The sequence below is a fragment of the Amycolatopsis sp. lyj-23 genome, assembly GCF_046549135.1.
In the GTDB taxonomy this organism is placed as follows: Bacteria; Actinomycetota; Actinomycetes; order Mycobacteriales; family Pseudonocardiaceae; genus Amycolatopsis.
Genome location: NZ_JAJPWN010000005.1, coordinates 491,359 through 506,554, shown reverse-complemented (window position 1 = coordinate 506,554; position 15,196 = coordinate 491,359). Strand labels below are relative to the sequence as shown.

11 protein-coding genes are annotated in these 15,196 nt (G+C 72.2%); 6 read left to right on the top strand and 5 right to left on the bottom strand.

Features of this window, described 5'->3' with window-relative positions; genetic code table 11:
• The first annotated feature begins 130 nt into the window (after positions 1–130).
• Together ACLJPY_RS14990 and ACLJPY_RS14985 are read left to right on the top strand one after the other, a co-directional pair.
• Positions 131–1,321, top strand: coding sequence for a thiolase family protein (locus ACLJPY_RS14990; RefSeq protein WP_410589216.1), 1,191 nt, complete (start codon positions 131–133; stop codon positions 1,319–1,321).
• Positions 1,321–3,432 carry a 3-hydroxyacyl-CoA dehydrogenase NAD-binding domain-containing protein gene (locus ACLJPY_RS14985; RefSeq protein WP_410588955.1) on the top strand — a complete coding sequence of 704 codons (2,112 nt, stop codon included), beginning with the start codon at positions 1,321–1,323 and terminating at the stop codon, positions 3,430–3,432. The genes ACLJPY_RS14990 and ACLJPY_RS14985 overlap by 1 nt, the downstream gene beginning before the upstream one ends.
• On the opposite strand, the gene ACLJPY_RS14980 is transcribed toward ACLJPY_RS14985, so the two are convergent.
• From ACLJPY_RS14980 to ACLJPY_RS14965, 4 genes are all read right to left on the bottom strand, one after another.
• Positions 3,429–3,857, bottom strand: a complete 429-nt coding sequence (locus ACLJPY_RS14980; protein WP_410588953.1) for a hypothetical protein — start codon at positions 3,855–3,857, stop codon at positions 3,429–3,431. The genes ACLJPY_RS14985 and ACLJPY_RS14980 overlap by 4 nt on opposite strands.
• 275 nt (positions 3,858–4,132) lie before the next feature.
• Entirely contained in the window at positions 4,133–5,257 is a 1,125-nt protein-coding gene (locus ACLJPY_RS14975) for a sensor histidine kinase (RefSeq protein WP_410588951.1), read from the bottom strand.
• On the bottom strand, positions 5,254–5,931 hold the full coding sequence (locus ACLJPY_RS14970) for a response regulator transcription factor (protein WP_410588950.1): 678 nt from the start codon (positions 5,929–5,931) through the stop codon (positions 5,254–5,256). The genes ACLJPY_RS14975 and ACLJPY_RS14970 overlap by 4 nt, the downstream gene beginning before the upstream one ends.
• Positions 5,932–6,088: 157 nt before the next feature.
• Positions 6,089–7,585, bottom strand: coding sequence for a PucR family transcriptional regulator ligand-binding domain-containing protein (locus ACLJPY_RS14965; protein WP_410588949.1), 1,497 nt, complete (start codon positions 7,583–7,585; stop codon positions 6,089–6,091).
• 97 nt (positions 7,586–7,682) lie between these two features.
• Between ACLJPY_RS14965 and ACLJPY_RS14960 the strand changes: the two genes are divergently transcribed.
• From ACLJPY_RS14960 to ACLJPY_RS14945, 4 genes are read left to right on the top strand one after another with little or no spacing between them, the layout of a single operon-like run.
• Positions 7,683–9,128, top strand: coding sequence for a sodium:solute symporter (locus tag ACLJPY_RS14960; RefSeq protein WP_410588948.1), 1,446 nt, complete (start codon positions 7,683–7,685; stop codon positions 9,126–9,128).
• A complete protein-coding gene (gene speB / locus ACLJPY_RS14955; protein WP_410588946.1) occupies positions 9,121–10,065 on the top strand; it encodes an agmatinase in 945 nt (314 codons plus the stop codon). The genes ACLJPY_RS14960 and speB overlap by 8 nt, the downstream gene beginning before the upstream one ends.
• Positions 10,062–11,705, top strand: a complete 1,644-nt coding sequence (locus ACLJPY_RS14950) for a thiamine pyrophosphate-binding protein (protein ID WP_410588945.1) — start codon at positions 10,062–10,064, stop codon at positions 11,703–11,705. Before speB ends, ACLJPY_RS14950 begins: the two co-directional genes overlap by 4 nt.
• Complete coding sequence (locus ACLJPY_RS14945) at positions 11,702–13,060, top strand: aminobutyraldehyde dehydrogenase (protein ID WP_410588944.1); 1,359 nt, start codon at positions 11,702–11,704, stop codon at positions 13,058–13,060. Before ACLJPY_RS14950 ends, ACLJPY_RS14945 begins: the two co-directional genes overlap by 4 nt.
• 164 nt (positions 13,061–13,224) lie before the next feature.
• Here the strand turns inward: ACLJPY_RS14945 and dxs are convergent, their stop codons facing one another.
• Entirely contained in the window at positions 13,225–15,135 is a 1,911-nt protein-coding gene (gene dxs / locus ACLJPY_RS14940; protein WP_410588942.1) for a 1-deoxy-D-xylulose-5-phosphate synthase, read from the bottom strand.
• Between the last annotated feature and the right edge of the window lie 61 nt (positions 15,136–15,196).

Genomic DNA, 15,196 nt, shown 5'->3' with positions numbered 1-15,196 from the left:
CCACTCGACCGGGCCACACCACTGGTTACCCACGGGTAACAAGGGCTATCGTGCGGAGAGGAACCCCTGTCTATCTCCTGGAGCATTCGTGGCCACAGCAGCAACGCCGCTCGCGCCGACCGCGCGGGGCGTGCGCACCGTCGCCTTCGTCGAGGGGGTCCGCACCCCCTTCGGCAAGGCCGGCGACAAGGGCATCTACGCCGGCACCCGCGCCGACGACCTCGTCGTCAACACCATCCGCGAGCTGCTGCGGCGGCACCCCGAACTGCCGCCCGAGCGCGTCGACGAGGTGGCCATCGCCGCCACCACCCAGACCGGCGACCAGGGCCTGACCATCGGCCGCACCGCCGCGCTGCTGGCCGGGCTGCCCAAGTCGGTGCCCGGCTTCGCCATCGACCGCATGTGCGCCGGCGCCATGACGGCCGTCACGACCGCCGCGTCCGGCATCGGCTTCGGCGCCTACGACATCGCCATCGCCGGTGGCGTCGAGCACATGGGCCGCCATCCGATGGGCGAGGGCGTCGACCCGAACCCGCGGATCATCGCCGACAAGCTCGTCGACCCGACCGCGCTGGTCATGGGCCAGACCGCCGAGAACCTGCACGACCGCTTCCCGGCCATCACCAAGCAGCGCACCGACGCCTACGCGGCGCGCAGCCAGGAGCGCTACGCCGAAGCCGTCAAGACCGGCAAGATCGGCCCCGAGCTGGTCCCGGTCGCCACCCGATCGAAGGAGCTGGGCTGGGGCCTGGCCACCGAGGACGAGCCGCCGCGGCCCGGCACCACGCTGGAAACCCTCGCGAACCTGAAGACGCCGTTCCGCCCGTTCGGCCGGATCACCGCGGGCAACGCGGCCGGCCTCAACGACGGTGCCACCGCCTCGCTCCTCGCCGACGAGGAGACCGCCCGCGAGCTGGGCCTGCCGGTCGCGATGCGGCTGGTCGGCTACTCCTTCGCCGGCGTCGAGCCGGAGGTGATGGGCATCGGCCCGGTGCCGGCCACCGAGAAGCTGTTCAAGCGCACCGGCCTGACCATCGACGACATCGGCCTGTTCGAGATCAACGAGGCCTTCGCCGTGCAGGTGCTGGCCTTCCTCGACCACTTCGGCATCGACGACGAAGACCCGCGCGTCAACCAGTGGGGCGGCGCGATCGCCTGCGGCCACCCGCTGGCTTCGTCCGGCGTCCGCCTCATGACGCAACTGGCCCGTCAGTTCGCCGAGCGGCCCGACGTGCAGTACGGCATGACCACGATGTGCATCGGCATCGGCATGGGCGGCACCGTGATCTGGGAGAACCCGGCGTTCGAGGGGACGAAGTAATGACGTTCACCGCTGAAGAAGCGAAGGCCGCGTTCCCGGACGAGGTCGTCACCAACGCCGTCACGCGGCTGGTGAAGGTGCCCGGGCTCGCGAAGCCGGTCGCCCTGATCACGCTCGACAACGGCCACGACCACACCCGGCCGAACACCTTCGGCCCGCAGGGGCTCGTCTCGCTGAACACCGCGCTGGGCAAGGCGTTCGAGGCCGAGCCCGCCGCGATCGCCGTCACCGGCAAGCCGTTCATCTTCGCCGTCGGCGCCGACCTGTCCGGCGTCGAGGCCGTCAGCGACCCGAAGCTGGCGCGCGAGATCGCCCAGACCGGGCACGACGTCTTCCGCCGCCTCACCGAGTCTTCGATCCCGACGTTCGGGTTCGTCAACGGCGCGGTCATGGGCGGCGGCCTGGAGCTGGCCCTGTCCTGCCACTACCGGACGCTGTCGGAGAACACCGCCGCCATCGCGTTCCCCGAGGTCTTCCTCGGCCTGTTCCCGGGCTGGGGCGGCACGCAGCTGCTGCCGAACCTCATCGGCGCCGACGCCGCCGTCACGGTGATCATCGAGAACGCCCTGGCGCAGAATAAGATGCTCAACGTCAAGCAGACGGCCGAGCTCGGTATCGTCGACGCGGTCTTCGGCTCGGCCGACTACCTCGAGCAGTCGCTGCTGTGGCTGGCCAAGGTCGTCAACGGCGAGATCAAGCCGGAGCGCCGCGAGATCGACCGCGGTGCGGCGTGGGACGCGGCCATCGCCCGCGCGAAGTCCATTGTGGATGGTCGCACGCACGGCGCCTCGCCGGGCGCGACCAAGGCCGTCGAACTCCTCGAGCTCGCGAAGGAGAACGACCTCGACCGCGGGTACGCCGCCGAGACCGACGGTCTCGCCGAGCTGCTGATGTCCGACGTCCTGCGCGCCGGGCTGTACTCGTTCAACCTGGTCAACAAGCGCGCCAAGCGCCCGGCCGGCGCGCCGGACAAGAACCTGGCGCGCAAGGTGAACAAGGTCGGCATCGTCGGCGCCGGCCTGATGGCCAGCCAGCTCGCGCTGCTGTTCGTGCGCCGCCTGAAGGTGCCGGTCGTGCTGACCGACGTCGACCAGGAGCGCGTCGACAAGGGCGTCGGGTACGTCCACGCCGAGATCGACAAGCTGCTGAGCAAGAAGCGCGTCTCCCCGGACGGCGCGAACCGGCTCAAAGCGCTGGTCTCCGGCTCGCTCGACAAGGCCGCGTTCGCCGACGCCGACTTCGTCATCGAAGCCGTCTTCGAGGAGCTGGGCGTCAAGCAGCAGGTGTTCGCCGAGCTGGAGCAGCACGTCAAGCCCGAGGCGATCCTGGCGACGAACACCTCGTCGCTGTCGATCACCGCGATGGCGTCGAAGCTGCAGCACCCCGAGCGCGTGGTCGGCTTCCACTTCTTCAACCCGGTCGCCGTGCTGCCGCTGCTGGAGATCGTCCGCGGCGAGCGGACCGACGACGCTTCGCTGGCGACGGCGTTCTCGGTCGGCAAGCAGCTGAAGAAGTCCAGCGTGCTGGTGAAGGACGCGTCGGCGTTCGTCGTCAACCGGCTCCTGCTGCGCTTCCTCGGCGAGGTGCTGGTCACCGTCGACGAGGGCACGCCGTTCGAGGTCGCCGACAAGGCCCTGGAGCCGCTCGGCCTGCCGATGACGCCGCTGACGCTGATGCAGCTCGTCGGCCCGGCCATCGCGCTGCACGTCGGCGAGACGCTGCACGAGTCGTTCCCGGACCGGTTCACCGTGTCGGACAACCTCGCCAAGTTCGTCAAGGCGGGCAAGAAGGGCGTCTGGATCTGGGACGCACAGGGCAACGCCTCGGCCGACCCCGAGGTCGTCGAGCTGTGGACCCAGGGTGACCAGCCGTCCACTTCGGAGCAGGTGCGCGAGCGGGCGCTCTCGGCCATCGCCGAGGAGATCCGGATCATGCTCGACGAAGGTGTGGTCGCCGAGGCGCAGGACATCGACCTGTGCCTGATCCTCGGCGCGGGCTGGCCGTTCTGGAACGGCGGCATCACGCCGTACCTGGACCGTTCCGGCGTGTCCGAGCGCGTGAACGGCAAGCCGTTCCTGGCTCCGGGCGTGGCTTCGGTCCCGGTTTCCTAGTACTCGCCCTCGCGGGGGCACTTCGGCGGCGGCGCAGTGAGTTTCAGCTGCGCCGCCGTCGCGTCGGAGTCGATCACGGTCACCCGCTCGGCGGTCCGGAAGCGGGCGTGCAGCTCCTGCGCCCAGGCCTTCAGGTCCGTGCCCGGAACCGCGAGCAGGGACACCGACGGCGGGTCGACGAACACCCGCCGGACCTTCGGGTCGTCGTGCAGGGACAGGGCCGCGGCCTGCATGTCACGGCCGGACGTGAAGACCACGACGACCGCCGCGCACAGCGTGTGCCCGGCCAGCGGCGCGGGGTTCGTGTCCACGGGCAGTTCGGGCGGCCGGACGAGCGCGGCGATGAAGAACGCAAGCCCGACGCCGGCGGCCAGCGCCAGCGCGATGACCGGCGCCAGCACGCGGACCAGGGGTTTGTCCTCCACACCGAAGATCACAGCACAGCCGGCCGCCGGAACACCGCCCGTTCACCCCGGCGGCGCAGCGTCCCGCCGTGACGTGGCCACGTGCGGCTTCGACCTCCTCCGCGCCGCCCTCGCCCTCGGGCATCACCCGTGATCGAGCAGGCATCACCTGTGATCAGGAGGGCATCACGTGTGATCAGAGAGGCATCGGGCTGATGCCCCGCCAATCACTCGTGATGCCCCTTCAATCACGCGAGATGCCCGGCTGGTCACGCGAGATGCCTGTTGGCGCTCGGTCAGTGGACCGGGAGGTGGACCGTCACGCCGAGCCCGCCACCCACGATCGGTTCGGCCGTCACGCTTCCGCCGTGCGCCGCCACCGCCGCGCGGACGATCGACAGGCCCAGGCCCGCGCCCGAGCGGGCCGTGCGCGCCACGCCCGCCCGGCGGAACGGCTCGAACAGCTCCGCCACCCCCGCCGGGTCGACGAGGCCGCCCGAGGACCGGACCCGCAGCGTCGACCACCGCGGCCCCGGCTGGATCACGACCTCGATCCAGCCCCCGTCGACGTTGTGGCGGACGGCGTTCTCCAGCAGGTTCCCCGCGATCCGCTCCAGCAGCGCCGGGTCGCCGAACGCGGACGCCGGCGGCGTCGTGAACGTCGCCCGGATCCCGCGTTGCGAAGCTTCCCGATGGACCGCCCGCCACGCCCGATCGACGACCACCGCGAGGTCCACCGGCTCGTGGACGCCGAGCCCGGCGCCGTCGGTGCGGGCCAGCAGCAGCAGCGAGTTGACCAGCTGCCCGGCGCGCTCGGTCGCGTCCCGCACCACCCCGGCCATCCGCCGCAGCTCGGCTTCATCGGCGTCGTCGTCGGCCAGGGTGACGTCGAGTTCGGTGCGGATCACCGACAGCGGCGTCCGCAGTTCGTGGCTGGCGTTGGCGACGAAGTGGCGTTGGGCGTCGAACGCGGACTGGAGCCGGTCGAGCATGTCGTCGAACGTGCTCGCCAGCTCGGCCAGCTCGTCGCGGGAGCGGATCTCGCCGATCCGCTCGCCCATCGACTCGACCGACAGCCGCCGCGCGGTCCCGGTGATCTCGCGCAGCGGCAGCAGCACGCGCGAGGTGAACGTCCAGGCGAGGATCGCCGCGGCCGCCACCACCAGCAGGAACGCCAGCGAGCCGAACAGCAGCATCCGGTCGCGGGCGTGCACGCGCAGGTGTTCGGCGAGCGTCGAGGCGTCGACCGTGACGCCGTCGACGACCACCACGCTGCCCGGCGGCATCTGCGGGACGGTGTCGAGCGAATCCCGCACCAGCGTCCAGGCCAGCCACAGCAGCAGCAGGCTGACGGCGGCGACCAGCACGGTCGCCAGCAGGGTGATCCGGGCGCGGAGGGTTCGGGTGCCCGGCAGGTTCACGCGCCGGGAGCGCCGGGTTCCGGCACCCGGTACCCGGAGCCGACGACGGTCTCGATGATCCCCGGCTCGCCGAGCTTCTTCCGCAGCGTCATGACGGTCACCCGGACGGTCGTGGTGAACGGGTCGGCGTTCTCGTCCCACACGCGCTCGAGCAGTTCCTCGCTGCTGACGACGGACCCGGCGGCCTGCAGCAGCACCTCGAGGACGCCGAACTCCTTGCGCGTCAGCTCGACCGGCCCGCTCGCGCGCCGCACGGTCCGCTTGGCCGGGTCGAGCTCGACGTCACCGGCGGTGAGCAGCGGCGGCGCGGCCGGCGTGGCCCGGCGGCCCAGCGCCCGCACCCGCGCGACCAGCTCGGGGAAGGCGAACGGCTTGGCGAGGTAGTCGTCGGCGCCGAGCGACAGCCCGTCCACGCGGTCGGACACCGAGCTGCTCGCGGTCAGCATCAGCACCCGGGTCAGCTCCCCGGACGCGACGATCTCCCGGCACAGCTCGTCCCCGGACATCCCGGGCAGATCCCGGTCCAGCAGCACGACGTCGTACCGCGTGATGGCGGTCTTCTCGTGCCCGTCGTCCCCGGTGAGCGCGACGTCCACGGCCATGCCCTCGCGGCGCAGGCCGCGGGCGATCGCGTCGGCCAGGGGTTCTTCGTCCTCGACTACCAAAACTCGCACGAGCCCACAATCCCATATTTTCCTGAGAGCGCCCTTTAAGGAACGGCCGCGGCCGGCGAGGCCCCAAGCGCCCCAACGCGGCCTGGTTGCGTGAGACGCACCGAAGGCCGCCTTGGGTGCGCCATCCATGCCCCTCGACGGAGGCCAGATTGGGGCGCTACGAGCCCGCCCATCGGAGGGCGAACCACAGCCGCATCCGGACCTCCGGGTCCGTCAGGTCCACCCCCAGCGCCTTCTCCACCTGGGCGATCCGGTGCCGGACGCTGTTGCGGTGCACGCCCAGCTCCGCCGCCGTCGGTTCCCAGCCGCCGTGGTGGGCCAGCCACGTCCGCAGCGTCGTCACCAGCGAGCGGTCCCCGGCTTCGTCCAGGGCCACCAGCGGTTCGAGGGCCTTCTCCGCGAACCCCCGGGAGGCGCCCGGGTCGACCAGAGCGTCGAAGTCCAGTGGCGAATCCCCCGCCACCACCGGACGGCCCAGGGCCCGCGCCCGGGCCAGCAGCAGCTCGACCTCCGCCGCGGCACCGGCCAGCCGCCCGGCGGGCACCGGTGACCCCACGGCCGCGAGCCAGCCGGCCGCACGCAGATCCGCCAGCACCGGAAGGGGCACGGCGTCGGCGACGGCCACGAACGAAGGCCCCTCCGACACCGAAACCAGCGGCGTGTCCAGCCGCGCCCGCAGCCAGTCCGGGCGCTGGGCCACCTCGGCCGGCCCGCGCCGGTACGCCGTCCCGGCGACCAGCCGGACGACGTCCGAGCCGGCCAGCGCGCGGGCCACCTCGCCCGGGGAAGATCGGCCGAGCAGCAGGCCGGTGGCCGCCGCGCCCAGCTCGGCCGCGTCCGAGCCCGCGCGGCCGACCAGGCCGAGCAGGGCCGCGCCGACGGCGAGGATCGCCCGGTCCGCGCCTTCCAGCCGCCGCGACCGGCCGACGACCACCAGGTGCGACGCCGTGGCCTGCGGGTACACCGGCTGGACCACCACGAAGGTGCCGCCGGCCGACGTCGTCGCGCTCCGGATCCCGCTGCCCGCCCGCACGGTCGCCATCAGCTCCCGCACCTCCGGCGGCAGCGGTGTGGGCGCGTCGTGGGCCGAGGCCAGCACGTCACCGGCGCCGACCAGGGCGACCCAGGACCGCAGCACCGCCGCCAGCGCCGACGTCAGCTCGCCGAGCCCGCCGCCCGCCGCGCGCGTCAGCGTCTCGCGCGCCGCGGTGACCCGCCGCTGGTCCCGCTGCCCGGCCTCGGTCAGCGCGACGGAGACCGCGCGGTTGACCGCCAGGAACGGCGTGCGCGACGGCACCACCAGCAGCGGCAGCCCGCGGCGCGCGCAGGCCCGGCGCAGGGGCTCCGGCAGGGTCTCGTGCACCGTCGGCGTGAGGCCGAACCCCAGCGCCGTCACGCCGGCGTCGCGCAGCCCGAGCACGTACCGGTCGAGCTCCGCCGGCAGGTTGACGCCCGCGGTGAGGATCAGTTCGCCGCCCACCAGGTAGGGCGCGGGGTCCTGCAGCTCGCTGACGTGCGCCCAGCGCACGGGGAGGTCCAGCGCACCCGGCCGCAGCGTCTCGGGGACGACCTCCAGGGCGAGCTCCCGGTTGCCGACCACGTCCCGTAACGGGACATTCACCTCCGAGTGCGCTGCATCCGGGTTCTGGGTCATCGCATCCTCATCCATGTCGACTTGGGGACGAATCATCCCATGCCGCCGGGGTGGCGGGCGAACCTACGGTGACCCGAAACGACGTGAGGAGGACACCGTGACCGGCGACTACGCGGTGATCGCGCTGTACATCGCGGGCATGCTCGGGGTCGGCTGGTACGGCCTCAAGCTCGCGAAGACGAAGTCCGACTACCTGGTCGCCGGGCGGCGGCTGGGCTGGTTCATGTACTCCGGCACGATGTCGGCCGTCGTCCTCGGCGGCGCGTCGACCGTCGGCGGCGTGAAGCTCGGCTACACCTACGGCATCTCCGGCATGTGGCTGGTCGTGAGCATCGGCGTCGGCATCCTCGTGCTGCACGCGCTGTTCGCGCGGCGGCTGGTGCGGCTGCGGGTCTACACCGTCGGCGAGATGCTCGACCTGCGCTACGGCGGCCGCACGAGCGCGGTGTCCGGCGTCGTCATGTGGGGCTACACGCTGATGCTGACCGTGACCTCGACGCTGGCGTTCGCGACGATCTTCAAGGTGCTGTTCGACCTGCCGAACTGGGCCGGGATCGCGGTCGGCGGCTCGATCGTCGTCCTCTACTCCGTGCTCGGCGGCATGTGGTCGATCACGCTCACCGACATCGCCCAGTTCGTCATCAAGACCATCGGCATCCTGGCCGTCCTGCTGCCGGTCGCGATCACCTCCGCCGGCGGCTTCGACGGCATGAGCGCGAAGCTCGACGCGAGCTTCTTCAGCTTCACTTCGATCGGTACCGACACGATCGTCACCTACTTCGTGATCTACACGTTCGGCCTGCTCATCGGCCAGGACATCTGGCAGCGCGTGTTCACCGCCCGCACGCCCGCGATCGCGACCTCCGGCGGCATCACCTCCGGCGTCTACTGCCTGGTCTACGGCCTGGCCGGCGCCCTGATCGGCACCGCGGCCCACGCGCTCTACCCGGACATCGCCAGCGCGCAGGACGCGTTCGCGACGATCGTCGAACGGCTGCTCCCGACCGGCGTCCGCGGCCTGGTCCTGGCCGCCGCGCTCTCGGCGATGATGTCGACGGCGAGCGGCGCGCTCATCGCGTGCTCGACCACCACGACGTCGGACCTGCTGACCAAGCTGGGCCTGAAGAAGGGCGGCGAAGTCCGCCGCAACCGGATCGCCACGCTCGTCCTCGGCCTGCTGGCCATCGGGATCGCGATGCTCGTCGACGACGTCGTCAACGCCCTCACCATCGCCTACGACATCCTGGTCGGCGGCCTGCTGGTGGCGATCGTCGGCGCGCTGTTCTGGAAGCGCGGCACGCGCCAGGGCGCCTACGCGTCGATGGTGGCCGGGACGCTCTCCGTCGTCGCGTTCATGATCATCGACGGCGTCGACGCCAACACCCCGATCTACTGGGGTCTCGGCGTCAGCCTGGCCGTGTACCTGGCGGTCAGCCTGGCCACGCCCCGCACGCCCAAGACCATCCTTTCCACCTGGACCCGCCGCTTGGCCGGCGAAGACACGCACACCTCGATCCGCGAACAGGAGCCCACCAGTGCCTAACACCGGACCCCTCGACTCGTCGCGCATCCCCCGGTTCGCCGGGTTCGCGACCTTCGCGCGGCTGCCGCGGATCGACCAGGTCGAGCGCGCCGACGTCGCCGTCGTCGGGGTGCCCTTCGACTCCGGGGTGTCCTACCGGCCCGGCGCGCGGTTCGGACCGGCGGCCGTCCGCGAGGCGAGCCGGCTGCTGCGGCCGTACCACCCGGAACTGGACGTCTCGCCGTTCGACGAGCGGCAGGTCGTCGACGCCGGGGACATCGCCATCAACCCGTTCAATATCGGCGAAGCGATCGAGACGCTGCAGCAGGAAGCCGAGGCGCTGCAGGCGGACGGGACGCGGCTGGTGACCGTCGGCGGCGACCACACCATCGCGCTGCCGCTGCTGCGGGCCGTCGCGAAGAAGCACGGACCCGTCGCCCTGCTGCACTTCGACGCGCACCTCGACACCTGGGACACCTACTTCGGCGAGCCGTACACCCACGGCACCCCGTTCCGGCGGGCGTCCGAGGAAGGCATCCTCGACACGAGCGCGCTGTCGCACGTCGGCACGCGCGGGCCGCTCTACGGCAAGCGGGACCTCGAAGAGGACCGGCGGCTCGGCTTCGGCATCGTCACCTCCGGCGACGTCCTGCGCCGCGGGGTCGCCGAGACGGTCGACGCGCTGCGCCAGCGCATCGGCGACCGGCCGCTGTACGTCTCGGTCGACATCGACGTGCTCGACCCGGCCCACGCGCCCGGCACCGGGACCCCCGAGGCCGGCGGGCTGACCAGCCGTGAACTGCTGGAGATCCTGCGCGGGCTGCGTGACCTGAACCTGGTCGGCGCGGACGTCGTCGAGCTCGCCCCGGCCTACGACCACGCCGAGATCACCGCCATCGCCGCTTCGCACGTCGCCTACGACCTGGTGAGCCTGCTGACCCTGGGGAAGGGCGCATGACCCGGATCGGCGGCGACGTCGTCGTCGAGACGCTGCGGGCGCTGGGCGCGGACACGGTGTTCGGCCTGCCGGGCCAGCACGCGCTGGGCCTGTTCGAGGCGCTGCGCCGGGCCGGCGACCTGCGCGTGATCAGCGGGCGCGTCGAGAACAACCTCGCCTTCGCCGCCGACGGGCACGCCCGCGCGCGCCTCGCGGCGAACCCGGACGGGCCGGTGCCGGTGACCCCGCTGGTCGTCTCCACCGGTCCGGGCGCCCTGCTGACCTTGGCGTCGCTGCAGGAGTCGCGCGCGGCCTCGGTGCCGGTGCTCGGGATCTCGAGCCAGGTGCCGGTCGCCGGGCTCGGCGGCGGGCGGCACGGCTACCTGCACGAGCTGCCCGACCAGCAGGCGAGCTTCGCCGGCGTCGTCAAGTCGGTGCACGTCGTGCGCCGGGCGAGCCAGATCCCGTCGGCGCTGCGCGAGGCGTGGACGTCGGCGGCGACCGCGCCCTACGGGCCGGTGTGGGTGGAGATCCCGCAGGACGTGCTGCTCGGGCCGGCCGGGATCCCGCCGATCACGTCCGTGTCGGCTGCTCCCCCGCCGCTGGAACCCCTGCCGGAGCTGGTCACCGCCGCGACCGAACTGCTGGCGGCGGCGGCGAACCCGGTCATCCTGGCCGGCGGCGGCGCGCTGCGGTCGGGCGCGCACGCCGAGCTGCTGGCCCTGGCCGAAGCCCTGCGCGCGCCGGTGATCTCGACGTTCGGCGGCAAGGGGGTCTTCCCGTGGGACCACGAGCTGTCCGGCCGGTCGTGGCTGGAGGACTGGCACACCACGGAGTTCCTCGCCGACGCCGATGTCCTGCTCGTGCTGGGTTCCGGGCTCGGCGAACTGTCCAGCAACTACCGCGAGTTCGCCCCGCGCGGCCGGGTGGTCCAGGTCGAAGCCGACCTCGGGAAGCTGGAGTCGAACTACCCCGGTCTCGGCATCCACGCCGACGTCCGGCTCACGTTGCAGGCGCTGCTGGAGTGGGTGCCGATGCGGGCGTCCGACGGCCGGGCCGAGAAGGCCGTCTCGGGCCTGCTCTCCCGGGTCGAGTCCCGGTTGGACGGTCAGGACCTTGCCGCCGAGCGGAAGCTGGTCGACGACATCCGGGCCGCGCTGCCCGAGGGCACGCAGACGTTCTGGGACATGACGATCGCGGCCTACTGGGCCTGGTCGGCGTGGAACCCCGAGGGCGCGCCGATCCACACCGCGCAGGGCGCGGGCGGGCTGGGTTACGGGCTGCCGGGCGCGCTCGGCGGCGCGGTCTCCGGCGGTCCTGCGCTCGCGGTGTCCGGCGACGGCGGCGCGATGTACGGCCTCGCCGAGCTGGCGACCGCGGTGCAGCACGGCCTCGACGTCACGTGGCTGATCATCGACGACGGCGGGTACGGCGTCCTGCGCGAATACCTCATCGACGCCTTCGGCCAGACCACGGCGACCGAGCTGACCCGCCCCGACTTCGTCGCACTGGCGTCCTCCTTCGGGGTACCCGCCCGGATGTCCTCTTTGGACACTGTGGGTGCGGACCTCGCCGAAGCGCTGCACACCCCCGGACCGTCCGTCGTCGTTCTGCCCGCGTTGCTGAAGCTGTTCGCGCCGACCCACCTGGAGCAGGCATGACCCGCACGCTCGACCTGACCGACCCCTCGACCGGCGAGGTGTTCGGCACGAGCCCGATCGCCTCGCCGTCCGAAGTGGACGCGGCGATGGCGGCGGCCGCGCAAGCGTTTGTGGGGTGGCGGCGCAGCACGCCGGCGCAGCGGCAGCTGGCCCTGCTGAAGATCGCCGACGCACTGGAGGCGCGGGCGCCGGAGTTCGCCGACCTGGAGGTGCGGGAGACCGGCAAGATCCGGTCCGTCGTCCTCGAGGAGGAGATCCCGGAGTGCGTGAGCGCGCTGCGGTTCTTCGCCGGGGCGGCGCGGCACCTCGAAGGCACCGCGGCCGGCGAGTACACCCCCGGCCACACGTCGGTGATCCGCCGCGAGCCGGTCGGCGTCTGCGCGCAGATCGCGCCGTGGAACTACCCGCTGATGATGGCGGTCTGGAAGATCGCCCCGGCGCTGGCGGCGGGCAACACGGTGGTGCTCAAGCCGGCCGAGACGACACCGTCGACGGCCGTGTTGCTGGCTCGCGTCGCCGCGGAGTTCCTGCCTGAGGGAGCGTTCACGGTGCTGACCGGCGACCGCGACACGGGCCGGGCCCTGGTCCGCCACCCGGTGACGGCCCTGGTTTCGATCACGGGGTCGACGCGCGCGGGCATCGACGTGGCCACGGTGGCGGCGGCGGACCTCAAGCGCACCCACCTGGAACTGGGCGGCAACGCACCCCTGCTGGTCTTCCCGGACGTCGACCTCGCCTCGACGGCGGAGGGCATCGTGGCCGCGGCGTACTACAACGCGGGCCAGGACTGCACGGCGGGCAGCCGGGTCCTGGTCCACTCCACGCTTCACGACGACTTCGTCGCTTCGCTGGCGAAGGTGGCTTCGGAGCAGAAGCCAGGCGTCGACTACGGGCCGCTGAACAGCGCGGCGCAGTTCTCCCGCGTGGAGGGCCTGATCTCGCGGTTGCCGTCGCACGCGCGCGTCGAGACGGGCGGGACCCGGTTCGGTGCGCGGGGTTTCTATTTCTCCCCGACGGTGATCTCGGGAGTGCGTCAGGACGACGAGATCGTCCAAGAGGAGATCTTCGGCCCGGTCATCACGGTCCAGTCCTTCGCAGACGAAGCCGAAGGGGTCGCCTTGGCCAACGGCGTCCCGTACGGACTGGCGTCGTCGGTGTGGACGCGCGACCTGGCCATTGCGGCCCGGGTGTCGGCCGGCTTGGATTTCGGCTGCGTGTGGGTGAACACGCACGGCCCCCTGGTGGCGGAGATGCCCCACGGCGGCTTCGGCCACTCGGGCCACGGGAAGGACCTCTCGGGGTACGCGTTCGCCGAGTACACGCGGGTGAAGCACGTGATGACGAAGTTCGCCTGAGCACGCCAGCGCTCGCAGCTCGCCCCGGCCCGCGGGGGCGCCCCCCGTCTTCCACTCTACCGGCGACCACCGACAGTTTTCGGCTCCGAGCTCCTCGCGAGGCTTGGCTGTCCACAACGCAAAGCGGGCCCCGGAAACATCCCGGGGCCCGCTCGAAGCGTCGCTCAGCTGCGGTCGGCGTTCTTCTTCGCCGGCTCGTCCGAGCCCAGCCGCCCCGAGGCCCACTCGGTCACCCGGCGCGCCACGTCCTGCGCCGTCAACCCGATGCGCCCGAGCACCTCGTCCCGGCTCCCGTGGTCGTGGAACGACTGCGGCACCGCGAGATCCCGCAACGGCACGTCGCATTCGGCGTCCCGGAACAACGCCGCCAGCGCCGATCCGAACCCCCCGTGCCGGCCACTGTCCTCGACGGTCACCACCAGCTTGTGCTGCGAAGCCAGCGCCACGAGCTCAGCCGGCACCGGCAGCACCCACCGCGGGTCCACCACCGTCACCCCGATGCCCTGGTCCGCCAGCCGGTCCGCGGCCGCCAACCCGAGCGTTGCGAACGCGCCCACCGTCACCAGCAGCACGTCGGCACCCTCGGCCGGGCGGCGCAGCACATCGACCGTCCCGACCCGCTCGACCGCGGTGACGTCCGTCCCGACCTTGCCCTTCGAGAACCGCAGCGCCGTCGGGCCGTCCGACACCGCGACCGCCTCGCGCAGCTCCTCGCGCAACGTGGCCGGGTCACGCGGCGCCGCCACCCGCATCCCCGGCACCATGCCGAGCAGCGAGAGGTCCCACATGCCGTGGTGGCTCGGCCCATCCGGCCCGGTGATCCCGGCCCGGTCGAGCACCAGCGTCACCGGCAGCCGGTGCAGGGCCACGTCCATCAGCACCTGGTCGAACGCTCGGTTCAGGAACGTCGAGTAGATCGCCACGACCGGGTGCAGCCCGCCCATCGCCAGGCCCGCGGCCGAGGTGACCGCGTGCTGCTCGGCGATCCCGACGTCGTACCACCGGTCCGGGAACGCCTCGGCGAACTTGTCCAGCCCGGTCGAGCGCAGCATCGCCGCGGTGATCGCGACGACGTCCGCGCGCTCGGCGCCGATGCGCGCCAGTTCGTCGCCGAACACGCCCGTCCAGCTCGGGCCCTTCACCGGCGGCAGGCCGGTCTCCGGGTCGATCGGGTCGGTCTGGTGCATCTGGTCGTGCTCGTTGTTGACCGCGGGCGCGTAGCCGTGGCCCTTCTCGGTGACCACGTGCACGATCACGGCGCCGCCGAACGCCTTCGCGCTCTGCAGGGCCTTCTCCAGCGCCACCTGGTCGTGGCCGTCGACCGGGCCGAGGTACTTCAGGCCCAGGTCGGAGAACATCGCCTGCGGGCTCAGCGCGTCCTTCAGGCCGGCCTTCGCGGCGTGCAGCGCGGCGTAGATCGGCTTGCCGACGACCGGGGTGAGCCGGAGGATCTCGCGGCCGCCGTCGAGGAGCCGCTCGTAGCCGGGCTGCAGGCGCAGCGCCGCGAGGTGGTCGGCCAGGCCGCCGATCGTCGGCGAGTACGAGCGGCCGTTGTCGTTGATCACGATGACGACCGGGCGGTCCTTGTGCGCGGCGATGTTGTTGAGCGCCTCCCAGCACATGCCGCCGGTGAGCGCGCCGTCGCCGACAACGGCGATCGCGTGCCGGCCGCCGCCGGCCAGCTCGAACGCCTTCGCCAGTCCATCCACATAGGACAGACCGGACGACGCGTGGCTGCTCTCCACCCAGTCGTGCTCGCTCTCCGCGCGCGACGGGTAGCCGGTGACGCCACCGGTCTGGCGCAGCAGGTCGAACCCGGCCGCGCGGCCGGTGACCAGCTTGTGCACGTACGCCTGGTGACCGACGTCCCACACGATCGCGTCGCGGGGCGAGTCGAACACGCGGTGCAGCGCCAGGGTCAGCTCGACGACGCCGAGGTTCGGCCCCAGGTGACCGCCCGCCCGCCGGACCTTGTCGACGAGGAAGTCCCGGATCTCGGCGGCCAGTTCGCCGAGGTCCTCGACACTCATGCGCTTCAGGTCCGCCGGCCCGCTCACGGACTCCAGCATCGTCACTCGTCTCCACCTCACTCGCTCGGTTCCGGCCAGTCTACGGAGACCCGCCAGGGCGGGACCG

What these genes read in the sequence shown, in the direction of transcription:
- ACLJPY_RS14965 (WP_410588949.1), bottom strand. Translation starts at nt 7,585, where the DNA reads ATGACCCAGAACCCGGATGCAGCGCACTCGGAGGTGAATGTCCCGTTA.
- ACLJPY_RS14945 (WP_410588944.1), top strand. Translation starts at nt 11,702, where the DNA reads ATGACCCGCACGCTCGACCTGACCGACCCCTCGACCGGCGAGGTGTTC.
- ACLJPY_RS14950 (WP_410588945.1), top strand. Translation starts at nt 10,062, where the DNA reads ATGACCCGGATCGGCGGCGACGTCGTCGTCGAGACGCTGCGGGCGCTG.
- ACLJPY_RS14985 (WP_410588955.1), top strand. Translation starts at nt 1,321, where the DNA reads ATGACGTTCACCGCTGAAGAAGCGAAGGCCGCGTTCCCGGACGAGGTC.